This window comes from Acetatifactor aquisgranensis, from assembly GCF_943193215.1.
GTDB lineage: Bacteria > Bacillota > Clostridia > Lachnospirales > Lachnospiraceae > Acetatifactor > Acetatifactor aquisgranensis.
In genome coordinates, this window is the sequence record NZ_CALPDH010000012.1 from 1 (window position 1) to 19,260 (window position 19,260).

Consider the following 19,260-nt stretch of genomic DNA (forward strand, 5'->3'; position numbering starts at 1 on the left):
GGTTATAAACTGGATCCCCTCACCTGACTGGTGGATCTCAAATGAATATCGATAGCTCTCTCAGCGCGAAATATTCAGGTGGAGAGCTGCGACAATTCCTTCCGGCAGATGGAAAGGGCAGATTCCTCTATTCCGGAGAAATCTTTCCGGGATGTTCACCTGACCCTGACCGGGGAGCAGGTGAAGAAAGAGACCGCCCGGAATGCACCAACATGGTGACCGCGGAAGACAAGTTCAAGGCGATTATCCCTTACCAGCTGGAACGAGCTGTGAAGTACGATAGACGACATATCCGCACTGCCCGATGGGGAGAGGGCGGAATTGACTGACGGACGGATTTACAATATGGCGCCTCCGGGCAGGACGCATCAGAGAGTCAGTGGGAAATTGCATCAGACAATCGCGAACTATATTGACAGTCAGAAAGGAAAGTGCGAAGTTTACGCTGCCCCATTCGGCGTATTTCTGTACGATGATGCCATAAACTATTTTGAGCCGGATCGGGAAAGAGGCTTAATAAATCTGATTGGGCCTTGCAGATGAAAAACCTGTATTATATAATAGAATCAAAAGGCAGATTCTATTATCAAAATTATATAATAGAATCAAAAGGCAGATTCTATTATCAAAGTTCTATAATGAATACAGGACTGTAAGGCAGTCTGAAGAAACCCGAAAAACAGATTTTCGGAAAGGAGAATAAAGGCATGACGAAAACAGTATTGGACATTGCGGTTCTTGGCATCGCTTCCGGTTCCGGCGGCTTTCCCGCTATTGTGGTAGTCCTGGTGGCGGTGGCTGCACTATTGCTTCTGATCTTCCTGACGGGGTATGTGAAAGCGCCCCCGGACACGGCGATGATTATTTCAGGGCTGCGGAAAAACCCCAAGGTGCTCATCGGAAAGGCGGGAATCAAGATTCCCTTTCTGGAGAGGAAAGATGAACTGAACCTGCAGCTGATTCCCATTGACGTGAAGACTTCAAATGCCGTTCCCACGGCGGACTACATAAACATCAACGTGGACGCCACCGTGAACGTGAAGATCAGCGACAACGAAGAGCGCCTGAAGCTGGCGGCCCAGAACTTCCTGAATAAGAACGCGGAGTACATAGGACGCGTGGCCAGGGAAGTGTTGGAGGGCAATGTGCGTGAAATCGTTGGCAAGATGGCCCTGGAGGAGATGGTCTCCGACAGACAGAAATTCGCCACGCTGGTCAAGGAGAACGCGGAGCCGGACCTGGCGGCCATGGGGCTTGACATCATCAGCTTCAACGTGCAGAACTTCGTGGACGGCAACGGGGTCATCGAGAATCTGGGCGTGGACAATATCGTCAAGATTCAGAAGAACGCGGCCATCTCCCGAGCGGAGAGCGAGAAGGAAATCGCCAAGGCACAGGCCAACGCCAAGAGGGAATCCAATGAGGCGGAAGTGAACGCCGCCACAGAGATTGCTAAGAAGCAGAACGACCTGGCCATAAGGAAAGCGGAGCTGAAACGGGAAGCCGACATCAAGCAGGCGGAGGCCGATGCCGCCTACCGCATCCAGGAGGAGGAACAGCGTAAGACCGTGGAAATCACCACAGCCAACGCCAACATTGCGAAACAGGAGAAAGAAATCCAGTTAAAGCAGCGGGAAGCGGAGGTCATGGAACAGTCCCTGGATGCCCAGGTGAAGAAAAAGGCGGAGGCCGAAAAATTCGCCAAGCAACAGCAGGCGGACGCAATCCTGTACGAACGCCAGCGAGAGGCGGAAGCCAAGAAGTTCGAGACCGAGAAAGAGGCCGAGGCAATGAAAGCCCAGGCGGAGGCGAAGCGCTATACCATGGAGCAGGAAGCCAACGGCATCCGAACCAGAGGCCTGGCCGAGGCGGAAGCCATCCGGGCAAAGGCTGTAGCGGAAGCGGAAGGCATCGAGAAAAAGGCGGAAGCCATGGCGAAGATGGGAGAAGCCGCTGTGCTGGAAATGTACTTCAAGGCATTGCCCGAGGTGGTCAGAAACGCCGCGGAGCCTCTTGCAAGCGTGGACAAGATTACCATGTACGGCGACGGCAATTCCACGAAGCTCATGAAGGATGTCATGGGAACCGTCGTCCAGGTGACCGATGGCTTGAAGGAGTCCACAGGTGTGGATCTCCAGGCAGTCCTGTCCGGATTCCTGGCGGGGAAAGCGGCCCTGGCGAAGGGGACGAAACCGGAGGGAGAGGGGCAGTCAAGCCGGGACTGATTACATGCTGGCAGGGACGCAGCCTCATCCCCCCAGATTGTTCAGGAATGCTGCCAATTTCTTCTCCTGGTACCCGCCGCCATAAGAGCCGTCCAGCAGGTGCGCCAGGCCTTTGTCTGTGAACTCCGCCCAGCTTTCCTTCTCATGCTTTACCAGGATAGGATAGTAGAACACGCCGTTCTTCTCCGCCGCGTCCTGATCTCCCGGTGCGTCGCCGCACATGAGCACATGATCCGGCGCATAGCCCTTCTTCAGCAGCTCCCCGATGCAGAAAGCCTTGCTGCCCGCGTCCTGGGCCAGGACGATGTCCGTGTGCTCCAGCAGTCCGTACAGCTTCCACTCGTCCAGCACGGCTCCCAGGTTGGCGCTGGACACGATGGCCACGTCCGCATGCCGGTGGGCGTAGGCCAGGGCTTCTTTCACGCCTTCAAAGGGAAGCTTCTCTGACTCGGGAAGGGCATTGATGGACGCGTTCACTGCCAGGCTCCAGCTCAGGGCCTTGGGCAGGCTGATGCTTTCGGGATTCTGTTCTATAGAGCGCCGCAGAGCGTCATTAGACAGTTCCGGGCTGTTCGCGGCCCACTGCGCCAGCGCGTCCAGATCTTTGATTTTCGTATATTTTTCATCAATTTCCCGAAGAGCCATAGACAGCCCCTTGAAGCGGTTGATGCCCCGGGTCATGGTGTAGAGATTGATTTCATTCCACCGCGCCAGGATTTCCTCCCGCCACTGCTCCAGTCCCCACTCCGTCACCATACAGGGGCCGAAAGCCTTGATGTGCTTCACATCCATGGTATCCATGGCGCAGCCGTCGCTGTCCACGCATACCAGAAAGTCTTTTTTCTTTTGATAGGTCGAAAGTGTGTCTGCCATTTTTTCCTCCTTATTATAGTCCCGCGTCTGCCCGCCCAGTACCCAGACACGGCAGAGAATTTCCGGCCGCAAAAGATATGCGTCCGTAAATCCTCTGGGGCACTTGCCGGGCAGCCGCTGATATAGTCCCGCGTCTGCCTGATTAATTAATCCCCATTTCCCTCCGGTAGCTTTTCGGCGTCTTTCCCTGGAGCTTCTTGAACGTCCGCGTGAAGTAGTTGGCGTCGGAGAAGCCGCAGCGGGAAGCGATTTCGCCGATGGAAAGGCTGGAAGCATTCAGCAGGAACAGGGACTGCTGAATCCGGGTAAAATTGATATGATCCGTGATGGTCATGCCCGTCTCTTTCTTGAAAAGCGCCGAAAGATAGGCGGAAGAGACGGAGCACATGGCGGCCAGGCTCGACAGCGACAGATCCGCGTTATAGTGGAAATCCACATAGTCCAGACAGGTCTGCACCAGAGGGGAATAGGCCCGCCTGGAATAGTTGTTCACCAGCATGCAGTATTTGTGGATGAGGATGCCGGGCAGAGGGGTCAGCTGATCCGGCATCAGCGCGGATTCAATCTGGATGCTCAGCTGTCTTGAAAGGGTGTCTATATGGAGCGGATGGACATGGCTCCGCTCTACGGCCTTGCGCAGCAGGGTGTTGAAAGACAGCAGGAGGTTCTTCTGGCTGCGGATGGGATCTGCAATCCGCGCGGGTATTTTGTACTGGCTCAGCTGGAACAGGGCATCCATGGACTGCTTCAGATTGCCTGCCGCCACCGCGGCCAGCAGCGCGTTTTCCCATTCATAGCGCTCCTCCAGGGCCTTTGAGGCCACATCGGACATATCGGGGACGGAGCGGTCCGGCACACGGGCAGGGGAAAACTTCAGGGAATCATTGTTGATTTCCAGGTACTTCAGGGTGATTCCGCATTCGTTCAGAAAGAAGCTGACCAGCTGGTTCCAGGTGTCAAAGGATGGGAACAGGGGAATCCGGTGATAGAATTCGCTGAAATTCTGCCGCAGGGGGGGCATGATTCCCAGCTTGTCCATGAGCTCGTACAGTCCGGGCCTGCTGATGGGTTCATGGAGAAGAGGGCCTATGCAGCAGACGGCGCGGTCAGACTCCGGCGATATATCCGCCGGCAGTCCGCCCTCCGGAAGACGGAACATGGTATAGTGCAGCTTCATGTCATCCTCATACAGATAAAAGACGCCTGCCTCCAGATGCTCCTCCAATTGGCGGGCCAGCCTGCCGTAGTCGAAATCCTGGAATATTTCTCCCCGGAATCCATAATCTATATTCCGTATCTGGCTGTAATCCGGCCCGAACAGGAGAACCTGTATGCCAAGGCTGCGGCACAGGGAAACAAACGTCCCAAATATTTCAGAATTCATCAGAATGCCTCCAATTTATTTATGGTATTCATATTATCATAAAATAGTGCTAAAATCAATTAAAATTGTTCTATGAAATTTTGGAGATTTTTAATATAATTTTAATAAAGTGTAAAAATAAAGTGTGCATTTTGTAGCCCGAAGATTGTCATATGCAGTAGTACACTGGCGGATTTTGCGCTTTAATTTTGAGTAGAGGAGGACGATTATGCGGAATTTGATTCATCTGAATCAGGACTGGAGATTCATTCGGAAAGATGCGGGGCTTCCGGAAGCCTTGCCGGAGGACTGGGAAAAGGTCGATCTGCCCCATTCATGGAATGCGGTGGACGGCCATGACGGGAACGGAAGCTATGACCGCGGCTGCTACTGGTACGCGAAAAGCTTCAAGACCCCGAAGCAGCCTCTGGCAGGGGGAAGGGTCTATGTGGAATTCCCGGCGGCAGGCCAGCAGGCGCATGTGTACGTGAACGGCAAAGAGGCGGTCTATCATGAGGGCGGTTATTCCACTTTCCGGGCGGATATTACCGACCTGTGCGTGGAGGAGGGGGACAATCTGCTGGCGGTGGCCTGCAGCAATGAGAACAAGAGCAATGTCTACCCCCAGGCGGCGGACTTCACATTCTACGGCGGACTGTACCGGGGCGTGAACCTGATCAGCGTACCGGCTGTCCATTTTGACCTGGATTACTACGGCGGCCCGGGCCTGCAGGTGACGCCAAAGCCCTGCGAATGCGGCGGCGCTGCCTTTGAGATGTTTTCCTGGGTGACGAACGGGGACGAGAACTTTACGGTAATGTACTCCGTAAAAGACGCCCAGGGCAGGGAAGTGGCTTCCGCCGTGCGTCCCGCAGACCAGACGAAAGTCACTGTCTATGTGCCGGACGCAGTCAGATGGGACATCGACAATCCTTATCTGTACACCGTGACGGCTACCCTCCAGCGCAGGAACGAGGCATATGATGAAGTGTCCGCCAAAGTGGGCGTCAGGAGCTTTTCCTGCGATCCGGACAAGGGCTTTGTCATCAACGGCGTGGAGACTCCCCTGCGGGGCGTGAGCAGGCATCAGGATCAGCTCTACAAGGGCAACGCGCTGACCAGGGAGGATCATTACCTGGATGCCAAAATCATCAAGGAGCTGGGCGCCAATACCATCCGCCTGGCCCATTATCAGCACTCCCAGGACTTCTACGATGCCTGCGACGAGTTAGGCTTCATCATATGGGCGGAGATTCCTTTCATCAGCGTCATGAACGCGGATCCGGCTGCCCACCAGAACTGTATCAGCCAGATGAAGGAGCTGATCATTCAGAACTACAACCATCCGTCCATCTGCTTCTGGGGCGTGTCCAATGAAATCCTGATCGGCGGCATTTCAGAGCAGCTGGTGGAGAATCACAAAGAGCTGAACGCGCTCTGCAAGGAGCTTGACCCCACCAGGCTCACCACCATCGCCCATGTGTCCATGACGCCGGTGGAGAGCCCCATGCACGGCATCACGGATGTGGAGAGCTACAATCACTACTTTGGCTGGTACGGCGGCAAGATGGAGGAGAACGGCCCCTGGCTGGACGAGTTCCACAAGGTACATCCGGAAATCTGCTTAGGCTTATCCGAATACGGCTGCGAGGGCATCGTCACCTACCACGGCCCCAACCCCGCCTGCAAGGACTACAGCGAGGAGTACCAGGCGCTGTACCATGAGCATATGGCAAAGGTGCTGGACGAAAGGCCCTGGATGTGGTCCAGCCATGTATGGAACATGTTCGATTTTGGCTGCGCGGCCAGGAATGAGGGCGGTGTGGCAGGACGCAACAACAAGGGTCTGGTCACCATGGACCGCAGGACGAAGAAAGACAGCTACTATGTATACCAGGCATACTGGAGCAAAGCGCCCATGGTGCATCTGTGCGGCAGGCGCTATGCCCAGAGGGCAGGAGAGACTACGGAGATCAGAGTCTACTCCAACCAGCCCGCAGTGGCGCTGTACCTGAACGGGAAACTGGTGGAAGAGAAGACGGCGGAGAAGGTATTCGTCTATACCGTAGCGCTGGAAGAGGGCTTCAATATCGTCACTGCAGTGGCCGGAAACCTGAAAGACAGCATGACTCTGGAGAAAGTGGAGAAAGAGCCGTCCATCTATGTGCTTCCCGAGGTGAACGAGAGGGCAGAGGGCGTGGCGAACTGGTTCAAGCTGGCCGGAGACCTGGATCTGGAGGCTCCCATGGAGTTTCCGGAGGGCAAGTACAGCGTCAGGGATACCATGGAAGAACTTTCAAAATGTCCGGAGGCTTTTGAAATTGTCCACAATGCCGTGAAGCTGGCAACGAATTTCGACGTGGCGCCCGGAGTGGGCATGTGGGATATGATGAAGAGCATGACGCCGGAGAAGATGTGCGGCATGGCAGGCTCTGCGATGCCCAAGGGCTTCCTGGAAAGCATCAATGCCAAGCTGGTAGAGATTGACAAGAACTAAAAAATAAGAAAAAGAAAGGCAAAAAGGAAGCGAAAACAGTCCCTGCGCGGAGGCGGCCTTTGCGGCGCGGGCGGCGGAAAGGCCGCCTTTCGCCAACGTGCAGGGGAAAACAAGAATAGGAGAGAAAATATGAGCAGCAATACTTCCAAGTATTACGGTGCAAACGGTGTCCATCGGGTTCCGCTGTGGCGTATCGGCGGTTTCGCGCTGAACAATACCGCCACGAATCTGTACCTGTTCCTGATGAACTATGTGGCGTATTATCTGGGCGGCTTTGCTGGAGTGGCCACGGTGACTGCCTCCAGCTTCGCCATGATGATGCGTATCTGGGACGGCGTGACGGATCCGTTCATCGGATATGTGGTTGACAAGACCAACGGCAAGTTCGGCAAGAACCGGCCTTTCATGGTAATCGGCAATGTCATTCTGCTCGTGATGAGCTTTATTATGTACCATGTGACTCATCTGCTGCCGGAGAACAATGCGCTTCGTTTCGGATTTTTCATTGTGATTGCGGCTGTCTATTATGTGGGCTATACTTTCCAGTGCGTGGTCACCAAGTCGGCCCAGAGCTGTCTGACCAACGATCCCAAGCAGAGACCTCTGTTTGCCGTTTTTGACGGTATCTACAACACTTTCCTGTGGACCGGATTCGCGATTCTGGCAGCCAGACTGTTGGAAAGGCATACGACTCCGGATCTGGACGGTATCCTCACCACGGGATTCTATCATGATATGTGGCTGATTGTGGCAATCCTCAGCGCCATTTTTACCGCAATCGCTGTGATTTCTATAGCGCCCAAGGACAGGACCGAATTCTTCGGAACCGGAAAAGCGGTCAAGGTGGGCCTGAAGGACTACTGGGAGACTCTGAAGGGGAACCGCGCCATCCAGATGCTGGTGGTGTCCGCTTCCACTGACAAGCTGGCCTCTTCCGCCAAGACCAGCGCGGTTACCATCGTTTTGTTCGGCGTGGTAGCCGGAAACTTTGCTCTCAACGGAACGCTGACAGGTTTTGTATCCATACCCAGTACGATTCTCCTGATCTGCGGCGTGGCGGGACTGGCCACTACTCTGGGACAGAGAAAGGCGATGCTGATCGGCTCCTGGGGGGAGATTATCGTGTGCGGTCTGCTGAGCGTTCTCTGGATTTTCGGAGATCCCACAAGTATGAACGGCGCGGACGGCGGCCTGCGATGGGGATATTTTGCCATCCTCTATGTCATACTCAGCATAGCTCAGGGAGGCTTCCAGGGCGTTGCCGGCAATATCGTCATTCCCATGACGGCGGACTGTGCGGATTATGAGGTGTACCGTACCGGGAAATATGTGCCCGGTATGATGGGGACGCTGTTCAGCTTCGTGGATAAGATTATCTCCTCTCTTGCGCCCATGGTGGCAGGCCTGATGTTCGCGGCCATCGGGTTCAAGGACCAGCTTCCCAATGCCAGCACGCCCTACAGCACGTCCCTGCTCTATGTGTCGGTATTCCTGGCATACGGCATGATCATTCTGGGATGTCTGTGCAATGTGGTGGCCCTGAAGTTCTATCCGCTGACCAAGGAGAAGATGGAATCCATCCAGGCCGAGGTGGCGGCAATCAAGGCAAAGGCCATGAAAAAATCCGCTTAAAAGTACATACGCATGAACATCCTGTAACAGGTCAGTGTTTGTGAGTACAGCAGAACAGGATTGTATACAAAAAGGAAACAGGGGAACGCCAGCATGAAGAACAGGGATTCCGGTAAGGCGAAATCGGGTAAGGCAAAGAGAGAAGAAGTGACAATGGAGGAATACCTTGCGGCAAAGGCCGAGCTGGATGCTGTGAGAGAGGAATATGGCATCCGGCCCAAAGAGGGAAAGATATCCAGGGCTATCTCGAATTTTTTCAATAAAAGGGATGCAAAGGAGCTTCGGACGGTCAGCCGGAAGAAATATCTGTTGCTGGCGCTTTTCACCGGATGGATGGGCGGCCATCGTTTCTATGCGAGACAGTGGGTGGTGGCCGTCCTGTATCTGGCGCTTTTCTGGACAGGATTTCCCCTGGCCATGACCATCATTGATTTGATGGCGGCTATTCCTAAGGAAGCGGATAAGGATGGGAATATATGCGTATAATGCAAGACAATAGAATCCATTTCTTCGGATTCTATTGTACAAGGTTATAGAATCCATCCCTATGGATTCTATTGTACCAAACAATCATAAAATCCGCCGAGCATAAGGGTCTGGCGCCCTCCGCGAAGCGGATAGCCAAAGAGTTTGGCGGAACTATTTGTACCAGAGAGACGGATGGTGGTGGCAATAGGTTCCGCCCGATTTTTAAAATGATACCGAAATATAAATGTATAACAGACAGCCGAGAAATCCATCCTATGGGATAAGCGGAGTTTCGTAATTGCATAAAGAGGCAAATGTCTGAAAATACCTGAAATATGGAAAGGAGAAGACAAAGATATGGTCAATATGAAAGCGAATCCCTTTTATCTGTCTGACGAGGACTGTAAATGGGTGGAAGACACCATTGCAAACATGACTCTGGACGAGAAGATCGGCCAGCTGTTCTTCAATATGGGCTCCAGCAGGGATGAGGAGTACCTGAAGATGACGGTGGAGAAATATCACATAGGCGGCATCCGCTACAATCCCGCCACGGCTGCCGAGGTGCAGGAACAGAATCGCATCCTCCAGGAGAACAGCAAGATTCCCCTGATCATCGCCTGCAACACGGAGAATGGCGGGGACGGCGCCTGCGTGGACGGCACCACCATCGGCAGCCAGACCAAGATTGGCGCCACCCGCAACGTGCAGTATGCGTACGAGCTGGGCCATATGTCCAATAAAGAGGCGGCTGCAATCGGCTGCAACCTCTCTTTTGCCCCGGTCAGCGATATCCTGTACAATTGGGAGAATCCGGTCATCGGTCTGAGGACATATGGGAACGAAGTGGACAGAGTGGCGGAGATGACAAAAGCCTACATGGACGGGGCCCATGCCAATCCCGGCTTTTGCTGTGCCGCCAAGCACTTCCCCGGAGACGGGCTGGACTTCCGCGATCAGCATGTGGCCAACAGTGTGAATGATTTTAGCTGCGAGGAATGGGACGCCACTTTCGGCAAAGTGTACCAGAACCTGATTGACAACGGACTGGAAGCAATCATGGCAGGGCATATCATGCAGCCTGCCTACACCAGGCATTTCAACCCGGAGATTGCCGACGACGATATCATGCCCGCCACGCTGTCTCCTGAGCTGATAGACGGCCTGCTGCGGGGGAAGCTGGGCTTCAACGGCATGGTGCTCACGGACGCTTCCCACATGGTAGGCCTGACCTGCCGTATGAAGCGCAAAGACCTGATGCCCGCGGCCATCGCGGCCGGTATCGACATGTTCCTGTTCTTCAACGACATGGACGAGGACTTCGAGGCCATGAAGCAGGGCTATCTGGACGGCAGGATTACGGAAGAGCGTCTGAACGATGCGCTTCACCGCATCCTGGCCCTGAAAGCTCATATGGGACTGCACAAAAAGGCGAAGACAGAGCTTGTGCCGCCGAAATCCCGGATGGAGGAGATCATTGGCTGTGAAGCCCATAAGGCCATGCAGAAAGAGATTTCCGACAAGTCTGTCACTTTGGTGAAATATAAGGATGAGGACGTGCTGCCCCTGACGCCTGAGAAATATAAGAAGATTATGATTGTCTATGTGAAAGGGCTGGAGGCGCCGGGACTGGGCGCGCTGATGAACAAGAACAAGGTATCTCCCGCCGAAAAGCTGAAGACCAGGCTGGAGGCAAAAGGGTTCCAAGTATTTATCTATGAAAGCCCTGTCCAGAAGATGCTGAAGGAGGCCCAGGAGGGCGGAAAACCGAATATCAATCTCTATTTTGCCGGCAAGGATACCATCAAAGATTTCGTGGCCAAGCAGGATTTGATTATCACTATGGTGGACATCGCGGGCGGGTTCCAGCCGGTGGCGAGGCCGTCTTTCGGCATGACCAAGGGCGGCGGGGAGATTCCCTGGTATGTGCATGAACTCCCGGTCATCGTCATCGGTACTAAGCAGCCTTTCGTGCTGGCGGACATCCCTCAGGCCCGCACTTATATCAATACCTATGATGTGCTGGACAGCACTTTTGACTCGCTGGTGGAGAAGCTGATGGCCGGCGCAGAGGCTTTCGAGGGGCAAGATCCGGTGGATTCATACTGCGGAGTTTGGGATACCAGGCTGTAAGAGACTAGCCAGGCTGTAAGAGACTAGCCAGGCTGTAAGAGACTAGCCAGGCTGTAAAAGCATGAGAAGTTCATTTGCCCGGAAGAATGCCCAAAGTGATGGGGCATTCTTCCAGGCTTGGGGTACAAGTGAGTTTGAAATTAGTATATTGGAAATTTGGAATATAATGGTTGCATAAATTGGAACAAGGTATTAAAATAAGGAAATGTAAGCGCTTACAATATGTGGCGCAAAATAAAAAAGACAGGAGGGATATCATTATATGGGAATGCAAATGGGCTTTCGCTGGTACGGCGAGGGCAATGACGACATCAAGCTGTCGGACATCAAGCAGATTCCGGGCGTGACCAGTATCGTATGGGCTTTGCATGACAAGATGCCCGGTGAGGTCTGGGAAGTGGAAGAAATCGCGAAGGTACAGAAAGCATTGGAGCCTTACGGCTTCAACATGGATGTGGTGGAGTCCGTGAATGTCCATGACGACATCAAAATCGGCCTGCCCAGCCGGGACGGGTATATCGCCAATTATATCCAGACCATCCGCAATCTGTCCAAGTTCGGGGTGAAGGTGATCTGCTACAATTTCATGCCGGTGTTCGACTGGACGCGCACGGATCTGTTCCATCCCGTGGGAGACGGTTCCACGGCTCTGTATTATGAGGCCGGTAAGATTCATGACGACCCGAAAGAGATGGCAGATTATATCCTGAATAATCTGCACGGACTTACGTTCCCCGGCTGGGAGCCGGAGCGTATGGCAAAGCTGGATGAGCTGTTCGAGGCTTACAAGCCCGTCACCAAGGAGAAGCTGTGGGAGAACCTGAAATATTTCCTGGAGCAGCTGATGCCGGTGTGCCATGAGTGCGATATCAAGATGGCTATCCATATGGACGATCCCCCATGGGATATCTTCGGCCTGCCCAGGCTTTTGGTGGATGCGGCGTCTGTAGACAAGTTCCTGGAGCTGGTGGACGATCCTTACAACTGTCTGACGCTTTGCTCGGGAAGCCTGAACGCGAATCCGGAGAATAATGTGGCAAGCATCGTCCGCAAGCATTGCGACAGGATTGCCTTTGCCCATATCCGCAATGTGAAGCATTTCCCTAACGGCGACTTCTCCGAGGCCAGCCACAGGGACTGCGACGGGGACACAGGCATCCTGGATATCATCAAGGCATATCATGACTGCGGCTTTGAGGGGTATATCCGCCCCGATCACGGACGCCATCTGTGGAATGAAGGCCCCGGCAATGTGCGTCCCGGCTACGGATTGTATGACCGTGCCCTGGGAATCATGTATATGTGGGGCATCTGGGATATGCTGGATAAGCTGGATATGGAATAAATGGCATTCCAGCGGAAAAGCAGGCTGTCCAATAGCGGATTGGGCAAGGCATGCTTGAAACCTGGTTTGCCTGGATTTTATCGTATAAGGAATCGGCTTTATTTTGAAGCTGCATCTTCCGGAACGGACAGGCAATTGTCTTCCGGAACGGAGGGCGGCTGCCGCAGTCGGTTCTCTGAAGAAAAGGAGTTATAATTCATGAAACTGATCGATATCAAAAAAGAAGTCGGCCCCCAGTGGGCGGAAAAAGGATATCAGATGCCGCAGTTCGACATCGAAGCGGTGCGGGCCAAGACCCATGCGGAGCCTGCCTGGGTGCATTTCGGAGCCGGGAATCTGTTCCGGGCGTTTCCGGCGGCTATATTACAGCAGGCGCTGGACTCCGGAAAATATGACAAGGGTGTCATTGTAGCGGAGGGGTTTGACTTTGAAATCATCGACAAAGCCTACGCGCCCTATGACAATTTAAGCCTCCTGGTGTGCCTGCAGTCAGATGGGAATATCCAGAAGAAGGTCATCGCTTCCGTGACGGAGAGCCTGAAGGCTGACGCGCAATTTGAAAGCGACTGGGCGCGCCTGGCGGAGATTTTCCAAAATCCCAGCCTCCAGATGATCTCCTTCACCATCACGGAGAAGGGCTATGGGGTAGCGCCCGCAGACCTGGAGAAGGGGCTGTCCCCCGCGCTGATCATGGGAAAGGTGACATTGCTCCTGTACGAGCGTTTCCTGGCGGGGAAGCTGCCCCTGACCCTCCAGAGCATGGACAACTGCTCCCACAACGGGGACAAGGTGAAAGCCGCCGTCGTCGCCTACGCTGCCAGATGGGCCCAGGAGGGACTGGTGCCGAAGGAATTCCTGGAGTATGTGCAGGATCCCGCCAAGGTCACCTACCCCTGGAGCATGATTGACAAGATTACCCCCCGCCCGGACGAGAAAGTGCAGAAAATGCTGGCGGAGGACGGATTTGAAGACAATTACACCATCATCACAGATAAGCGCACCTATACCGCGCCTTTCGTCAACGCGGAGGAGACGGAGTATCTGGTCATCGAAGACAACTACACCAACGGCCGTCCGCCCCTGGAGCTGGGCGGCGTGATGTACGTGGACAGGGAGACCGTGGACAAGGTGGAGCGGATGAAGGTCTGCACCTGCCTGAACCCCCTTCACACGGCCATGTCCATTTACGGATGCCTGCTGGGGTATGACTTGATTTCGGCCGAAATGGCGGACGAGGACATCAGAGGGCTGATTACGAAGCTGGGCCACATCGAGGCCATGCCCGTGGTGGTGGATCCCGGCGTCCTGAAGCCCGGGGACTTCATTGACGCGGTGCTGAACCGCCGTCTGCCCAATCCTTTCATGCCTGACGCGCCCCAGCGCATCGCCACGGACACCAGCCAAAAGCTCCCTATCCGGTTCGGCGAGACCATCAAGGCCTATCAGGCAAAAGGGCTGAACATGGACGACCTGGTGCTGCTGCCGCTGGTGCTGGCGGGATATGCCCGGTATATCCGGGGCATCGACGACCAGGGCAAAGAATTCGAGCCCTCCCCGGATCCGCTGCTGGAGGAGCTGCGGGCAATCGTGGCGCCGCTGGAAGTGAAGGAAGGGGAGCAGGACTTCTCCTGCCTGAAGGAGCTGTTTGGCCGGAAGGACGTGTTCGGCGTGGATCTGTACGCGGCGGGACTGGGCCGGCGCATCGAAGGGATGGCCGCGGAACTGTTCGCAGGCCCCGGGGCGGTGCGCAGGACGCTGCATAAGTATGTGTCCGCACGCTGACGGCTGATTGCCGGCCCCAGGGTTCTCCGGATTCGTGTTCTGCTTTCGGAGCAGAGCGTCAGGCAATTCGGGCGAAAAAAGTCCCAGGCCGCCTGTGGGCTCCCGTAGGGTTGCGGGAGAGCTGCGGGGCCTGGGAGTTGCTCTGGCTTGCCCGCTCCCGGGGGTTTGCGGGGCAGGTGCGGAAAGATGCCCTTGAACGGAAAGTGGGGATGTTGGGAAACGGCGGTATGCCTACGATATATACTGTGGCGTATTGGAATCACAGCCATATATTGTGGGCAGACGTTATTTCCCGATAACCCCCCTTGTTTCATGCCGATTTGACGCATTCATTGAGGGGATGCATTATGAGGATTTTTTATTTAGGAAATCCCAAATAAACCGCAATCAGAACAAATACGACTCCAAATGTAATCAGAATTATAGACCACCCCTTATGCTTTCTGCGGGATAATCCGATGACAATAAAAAATATCCCCAGCAGCATTGACGCAATCATTGCGAAAAATCCCATTTTATTTACTCCTATTAAGTTTGGCATCTGCCCCGCCAGTACCCGAACATGGGCAGAGAATTTCCGGCCGCGAAGGGAATGCGTCCGTAAATCCTCTGGGGCACTGGACGGGGCAGATGCTGTTTCAAATTTGCTATTGACATTTCCTGGCTGGACTTTCAAGATGAATCACTCTATCATGACGATTGGCTATTTCCAGATCATGAGTGACAGTGATAACAGTAGTGTTAAATTCTCTGTTCATTTTAAAAAGCAAGGATACAATTCTTTCTCTGTTCTCCATATCCAGAGACGCCGTAGGCTCATCAGCTAGAATGATTTGAGGTTTCATAATGATTCCTCTGGCAAATACAGCTCTGGCTTTTTCACCGCCAGAACACTCAAGCGGCTTCTTTTTTAGAATAGGTTTCAAGCCGATTGCACTGATTACACTTTCGAAATCCTCTGGCTGAAACGTTTTTTTCTCTGCGTAAAGGAAAGGCAGTTTGATGTTATCTTCAATCGTCAAAGAATTGATAAGCGCTGACTCTTGAAGAACGAAACCAATCTTTTGGTTTCGCCATTGCGCTAACTTGCTTGCATGTAAATCATTCGTCAGCGAACCCAAAAGAGCATATTCGCCATGGTAATTTCTGTCTATCAATCCGATGATATTCAGCAAGGAGCTTTTTCCTGCTCCGGATTCGCCTACAATGGCAATTTTTTCACCGGCGGCCACTTGAAGGCTGAAGTCATTTAATATGGAAAGCCGCGTCTTTTTGCTCTTATAGATTTTTTCTTTCACCCTTAAATCAATTATTCTCGTCATTGTAATACCCCCAGGGAAATCGGAATTTTTTTGATTTTCCATAACATGCTTTCCACGACAATTACTCCCATAAGAATGTCAGAAGCGGCTACCAACAAGAAAGCCAGCCAGTCCATTCCTATCAAACCAAACAATCCGTAAGTGGCGAAAGTAGCATCTTTTCTTAACCAACACCCATATCTGTTGAAAGCAGTGATGATAAAAACAGCTGTTAGGTTCAGAAAGGAAAGTATCCCGAAATAACCGTAAAAAATTTGTTTCAGCTTGGAATCACTTAATCCCACCAATAGATTGATTGTAAAGTCTTTCAACATGGAACGGACACTGACGAATGCATTCCAAATAGAAAGACAGGTTATGACGATAAGTAAGACAAAGGTGATGATGCATATCATTTTTAAGGCATGAAGATAATATTCCTTGAAATAATCATAGTTATCCTGTTGGCTGAGGAAATTAAATTCTAAGCCCAAATTATCATTGATGACCTTCCCTAAATCCGCTGTTTCTTCCTTTGTGGTTCCCAGAATGGCAACATCCATGAGGCCATTTAATGTAAGGTCTATCGCTGCGTGATTCAGAAATTCCTCATTTACAGGAACCAGAATCGAAAAATTGTAGTAGGTCTTGGAATTGAGAGCATAATAATTAGAACGGTAAGCATTCTGCTTCAAAACCCCTTGAACTTTTAGCGTTATGGGTCGCCCAAGGACAGATTCTTCCATTTTTATGGTTGACCCGACCGGGTATGTTTTGCTTAACCCTTTTCCTATGAGAACAGGTATTTCCCTGTCAAATTGGTAATTGAAATCTAAATCTGTCCCTTGTGAAAGTTCAAATTGTTTTAAGTTATAATACCCCTCATTCATATAGCCCAATGAGATTTCCATACCGTCAGGGTTAGGGATAGATACAATAAATCCATCTGTATAAAAAGCATAATCAAAATTACTATTTAAATAGTCATATACTGCCTGTGTTCCGCTTTCGCTTATGAAACCCATATCCATAGGGCTGTCCGGGTCTAAATTAGCGATGTAAACCCCTTCCTGATTGATATAGTTTGTTTCCTGATACCCTTGAAAAGTGGATAAAATGGAACGGGCAGCAGTAAAAGTAATGTAATTTGCCATGCAAAGCAACAGAATCATACCTATGCCAAGTATCGCTTTTCTTAAAAATATTTGTGTAACAAAGAACTTAAAAATTTTCATATTTCCGCACCTGCCTTGCGCTGATTAGTATATAAGTGATAAGAATAAGAACTAAGTAAAAATTGCTGGCCAAGTTGAAATTCATATAAAAATTTGCCAAAACCGATAGGAAATAAACGGGAATTAATATCCTTAGACAATCCTGTATATACCGAATCGTGATATGAAATACAGTAGCTCCTACAAGTATTCTGCAAAATATTTCCTCCTTTTTTCTGCGCAGCATTTGATAGTGAAAAACAATTGCAATAGATGTAAATACCAGGACAATTAAGGTCCGGTAATCCATGTAATTCTTCAAAAAAGCTTCCAGAAGATAAGAATCCAGGTCTAAAGTCTTTCCATAATCAAAAAGCAGATTCAGAAAAAAGCAGAAAATATATGCAATACTTAGCTCTAATATATCCGTTGGCCTAAATAGAGATTTTTTCATGTGTGCCCCCTCAAAGCGCGCTCAGCGTTCCTGTTCGGCTTTCTTCTGAGATGCCGCTATTTTTGCTTGATAGAGAGATTTTCCTGTCAACAGGGCAAAATAGAACAGGATAGCGACCAGAAGGATAATGCAGAAATCCCGTTGTGACGAATACGTGGTAAAGCGGATTCCCTTTGTGCAAAGATGCGCTGCAAGGTAGGAAATGGGGAATAACAGCACTCTGTCAAGCCAAATCGTGACAGCCGACTTATTTCTCAATAGGAACCGCATAATTGCCAGGGCAACAAGGGCGAAAAGGGCGAATAAAAAGTACGGCATGAGAATCAGTCTTGGCAGTGTCACGCCATTTTCTTCTGCATTTTCATTTGACCCATAAATCAGCACATCTTCAGAACCGTCGTTTTGGGCATAGAAAATCCGGATTTTAGGTTCTCTATCGGAAGGTATGACCATGTTTTGTCTTCCGCGATGAGAGGAATGTAAGTCCCAGGTTGTAGTCCAGGCATTTATGCGATAAATCTCAGTTTCTGTTTCATTGTCGAATTCTTTCATACAGCTATAACCTGTCACTTTATTGTCAAATGTGATGGCAATGCTCCCGTCAGGGCCATCGATAACTTGGAACAAGCCGTCGGAATAGGGGAAAAATTTAGGGGATGTTAGAATCCCGAAAGCAACCGCCGCTATGGCGCATGCCAAAATTGCAGTAAAAAAAACAGTCTGAAGTCGTTTGATAAATAATCCTTTTTTGATTCTTTTTAGCGGAACAACAGCAGCGTCGGGGATAAAGTCCGCAGGTTTCCGCATATGTGCAAGCTCTGCACGGCAGGCTTCACAATGTTCCAGATGTTCACTGACAAACTCCCGTGTATCCGTACTTACCATGTCTTCTGCATAAAGCGGAAGGATGTCTTTGATTATATTACATTTATGGCTCATCTTTGTCCTCCATTTGCGATAATATTTTATTTCTTGCCCGGTGATAAGTGACGCAGGCCCAGTTATCTGTTTTTTGAAAAATATCTGCAATTTGTTTAAAACTTAACTCTCCAAAGACCCGCAGCATAAAAACTTCTTTATAGGGTTCCTCTAAATGATGCAGCAGGCGATGGATCTGCATGGCATCGCATTGCTTTGCTATTCGTTCCTCAATGGTGTCTTGGGTGTCCGGGAAATCCATATCATCCATAGCTTCAATACGCTGTTGCTTCTTCAAGTGGGAGAAATAACAGTTTTTTGCAATTTGGCAAAGCCAGACACGGACGTCTGTTTCGCCGCGAAAATGATTTATGGAACCCATTGCCTTAAAAAAAGCTTCGCTTGTGATCTCTTCTGCAATGCTTTCGTCTTTTGACAGCTTTTTGAGAAAAAGAAATACATCATTAAAGTATCTGATATAAATTTTTTCAAATTCTTCTTCGAAACCTGCCACCTTCTCACCTCCTCGCTTATAAGACTTCCCAGTTCCAAAAACCTTACAAGTTTTTTGAAATATTTTTTTCTTTTTTCATTATAGCCTTTGAAGGAACCGCAGGCAAAGAGTATCGAGTATTTTTTCGGAGAAAGAATTCCCAAAGTGCATGAAAAGCCCCTTGAATTTATCCGGCGGAGCGCATATGATGATACTGATAGAGGGGGGAGAGGGAGGATGGCGGGGCGGAATGTCTCTGCCGGCGCCAAAGGGCGCGGAAGAGCCGCCGGATAAGCGAGGAATGGATAAGGCGTGGTCGGATGTGGGATATTTTGATTGTGGAAGATGATGTATTCGCGGGGGCATAACCGATATCTCCCTCCTAAGGCGGACAGGATGCTTCCGGCTTCCCCTGTCCTACTGTCATTATAATCATAATCTATTTTCGGCGAATGCACAATAACGAAACAAAAATGATATTTTGAAAGATGCAGCAAAATATGGTAAGATAAGAAATGCAATCAGAACGGCGAATTGGATGATCCGAGGTAAAGAATGGCAT

The 19,260-nt window shown here is 51.2% G+C and carries 15 protein-coding genes and 1 pseudogene; 10 read left to right on the forward strand and 6 right to left on the reverse strand.

What is annotated here, in order from left to right:
* Window positions 1-41: 41 nt before the first annotated feature.
* The 3 genes and pseudogenes from NFS35_RS11560 to NFS35_RS11570 all read left to right on the forward strand — a co-directional run bounded on the left by NFS35_RS11560 (window position 42) and on the right by NFS35_RS11570 (window position 2,225).
* Window positions 42-329, forward strand: coding sequence for a hypothetical protein (locus NFS35_RS11560; protein ID WP_251207288.1), 288 nt, complete (start codon window positions 42-44; stop codon window positions 327-329).
* Window positions 280-501 (forward strand): annotated as a pseudogene (locus tag NFS35_RS29665) (Uma2 family endonuclease); the annotation flags it as partial. The gene NFS35_RS11560 and the pseudogene NFS35_RS29665, both read left to right, overlap by 50 nt.
* 206 nt (window positions 502-707) lie before the next feature.
* On the forward strand, window positions 708-2,225 hold the full coding sequence (locus NFS35_RS11570) for a flotillin family protein (RefSeq protein WP_251207289.1): 1,518 nt from the start codon (window positions 708-710) through the stop codon (window positions 2,223-2,225).
* Window positions 2,226-2,249: 24 nt separating this feature from the next.
* Here NFS35_RS11570 and NFS35_RS11575 read toward each other — a convergent pair whose 3' ends face one another.
* Together NFS35_RS11575 and NFS35_RS11580 are read right to left on the reverse strand one after the other, a co-directional pair.
* Window positions 2,250-3,098 (reverse strand): HAD family hydrolase, encoded by an 849-nt coding sequence (locus NFS35_RS11575; protein ID WP_251207290.1) that lies wholly within the window; start codon window positions 3,096-3,098, stop codon window positions 2,250-2,252.
* 142 nt (window positions 3,099-3,240) lie between these two features.
* Window positions 3,241-4,482, reverse strand: coding sequence for an AraC family transcriptional regulator (locus tag NFS35_RS11580; RefSeq protein ID WP_251207291.1), 1,242 nt, complete (start codon window positions 4,480-4,482; stop codon window positions 3,241-3,243).
* A 208-nt stretch (window positions 4,483-4,690) separates the two neighbouring features.
* On the opposite strand from NFS35_RS11580, the gene NFS35_RS11585 reads away from it, so the two are divergent.
* From NFS35_RS11585 to NFS35_RS11610, 6 genes are all read left to right on the forward strand, one after another.
* Entirely contained in the window at window positions 4,691-6,958 is a 2,268-nt protein-coding gene (locus NFS35_RS11585) for a glycoside hydrolase family 2 protein (protein ID WP_251207292.1), read from the forward strand.
* Between the two features lie 129 nt (window positions 6,959-7,087).
* Window positions 7,088-8,590, forward strand: a complete 1,503-nt coding sequence (locus tag NFS35_RS11590) for an MFS transporter (RefSeq protein WP_251207293.1) — start codon at window positions 7,088-7,090, stop codon at window positions 8,588-8,590.
* 93 nt (window positions 8,591-8,683) lie between these two features.
* A complete protein-coding gene (locus NFS35_RS11595) occupies window positions 8,684-9,076 on the forward strand; it encodes a TM2 domain-containing protein (protein ID WP_251207294.1) in 393 nt (130 codons plus the stop codon).
* A gap of 339 nt (window positions 9,077-9,415) precedes the next feature.
* Window positions 9,416-11,191, forward strand: coding sequence for a glycoside hydrolase family 3 protein (locus tag NFS35_RS11600; RefSeq protein ID WP_251207295.1), 1,776 nt, complete (start codon window positions 9,416-9,418; stop codon window positions 11,189-11,191).
* Window positions 11,192-11,459: 268 nt separating this feature from the next.
* Window positions 11,460-12,536 (forward strand): mannonate dehydratase, encoded by a 1,077-nt coding sequence (gene uxuA / locus NFS35_RS11605; RefSeq protein ID WP_334303554.1) that lies wholly within the window; start codon window positions 11,460-11,462, stop codon window positions 12,534-12,536.
* 198 nt (window positions 12,537-12,734) lie between these two features.
* Complete coding sequence (locus tag NFS35_RS11610) at window positions 12,735-14,318, forward strand: mannitol dehydrogenase family protein (RefSeq protein WP_251207297.1); 1,584 nt, start codon at window positions 12,735-12,737, stop codon at window positions 14,316-14,318.
* A gap of 647 nt (window positions 14,319-14,965) precedes the next feature.
* On the opposite strand, the gene NFS35_RS11615 is transcribed toward NFS35_RS11610, so the two are convergent.
* The 4 genes from NFS35_RS11615 to NFS35_RS11630 all read right to left on the reverse strand — a co-directional run bounded on the left by NFS35_RS11615 (window position 14,966) and on the right by NFS35_RS11630 (window position 18,719).
* A complete protein-coding gene (locus tag NFS35_RS11615; protein ID WP_251207298.1) occupies window positions 14,966-15,640 on the reverse strand; it encodes an ABC transporter ATP-binding protein in 675 nt (224 codons plus the stop codon).
* Entirely contained in the window at window positions 15,637-16,854 is a 1,218-nt protein-coding gene (locus tag NFS35_RS11620; RefSeq protein WP_251207299.1) for an ABC transporter permease family protein, read from the reverse strand. The genes NFS35_RS11615 and NFS35_RS11620 overlap by 4 nt, the downstream gene beginning before the upstream one ends.
* Before the next feature lie 454 nt (window positions 16,855-17,308).
* Window positions 17,309-18,226, reverse strand: a complete 918-nt coding sequence (locus NFS35_RS11625) for a zf-HC2 domain-containing protein (RefSeq protein WP_251207300.1) — start codon at window positions 18,224-18,226, stop codon at window positions 17,309-17,311.
* Window positions 18,216-18,719, reverse strand: coding sequence for an RNA polymerase sigma factor (locus NFS35_RS11630; RefSeq protein ID WP_251207301.1), 504 nt, complete (start codon window positions 18,717-18,719; stop codon window positions 18,216-18,218). Before NFS35_RS11630 ends, NFS35_RS11625 begins: the two co-directional genes overlap by 11 nt.
* Window positions 18,720-18,903: 184 nt before the next feature.
* On the opposite strand from NFS35_RS11630, the gene NFS35_RS11635 reads away from it, so the two are divergent.
* On the forward strand, window positions 18,904-19,047 hold the full coding sequence (locus NFS35_RS11635; RefSeq protein ID WP_251207302.1) for a hypothetical protein: 144 nt from the start codon (window positions 18,904-18,906) through the stop codon (window positions 19,045-19,047).
* Window positions 19,048-19,260 lie beyond the last annotated feature (213 nt).

Excerpts from the sequence above, each read along its gene's own strand:
- NFS35_RS11635 (WP_251207302.1), top strand. The coding sequence starts at position 18,904 with ATGATGATACTGATAGAGGGGGGAGAGGGAGGATGGCGGGGCGGAATG.
- NFS35_RS11575 (WP_251207290.1), bottom strand. The coding sequence starts at position 3,098 with ATGGCAGACACACTTTCGACCTATCAAAAGAAAAAAGACTTTCTGGTA.
- NFS35_RS11580 (WP_251207291.1), bottom strand. The coding sequence starts at position 4,482 with ATGAATTCTGAAATATTTGGGACGTTTGTTTCCCTGTGCCGCAGCCTT.
- NFS35_RS11560 (WP_251207288.1), top strand. The coding sequence starts at position 42 with ATGAATATCGATAGCTCTCTCAGCGCGAAATATTCAGGTGGAGAGCTG.
- NFS35_RS11620 (WP_251207299.1), bottom strand. The coding sequence starts at position 16,854 with ATGAAAATTTTTAAGTTCTTTGTTACACAAATATTTTTAAGAAAAGCG.
- NFS35_RS11615 (WP_251207298.1), bottom strand. The coding sequence starts at position 15,640 with ATGACGAGAATAATTGATTTAAGGGTGAAAGAAAAAATCTATAAGAGC.
- NFS35_RS11590 (WP_251207293.1), top strand. The coding sequence starts at position 7,088 with ATGAGCAGCAATACTTCCAAGTATTACGGTGCAAACGGTGTCCATCGG.
- NFS35_RS11585 (WP_251207292.1), top strand. The coding sequence starts at position 4,691 with ATGCGGAATTTGATTCATCTGAATCAGGACTGGAGATTCATTCGGAAA.
- NFS35_RS11570 (WP_251207289.1), top strand. The coding sequence starts at position 708 with ATGACGAAAACAGTATTGGACATTGCGGTTCTTGGCATCGCTTCCGGT.
- NFS35_RS11600 (WP_251207295.1), top strand. The coding sequence starts at position 9,416 with ATGGTCAATATGAAAGCGAATCCCTTTTATCTGTCTGACGAGGACTGT.
- NFS35_RS11595 (WP_251207294.1), top strand. The coding sequence starts at position 8,684 with ATGAAGAACAGGGATTCCGGTAAGGCGAAATCGGGTAAGGCAAAGAGA.
- NFS35_RS11610 (WP_251207297.1), top strand. The coding sequence starts at position 12,735 with ATGAAACTGATCGATATCAAAAAAGAAGTCGGCCCCCAGTGGGCGGAA.
- NFS35_RS11625 (WP_251207300.1), bottom strand. The coding sequence starts at position 18,226 with ATGAGCCATAAATGTAATATAATCAAAGACATCCTTCCGCTTTATGCA.
- uxuA (WP_334303554.1), top strand. The coding sequence starts at position 11,460 with ATGCAAATGGGCTTTCGCTGGTACGGCGAGGGCAATGACGACATCAAG.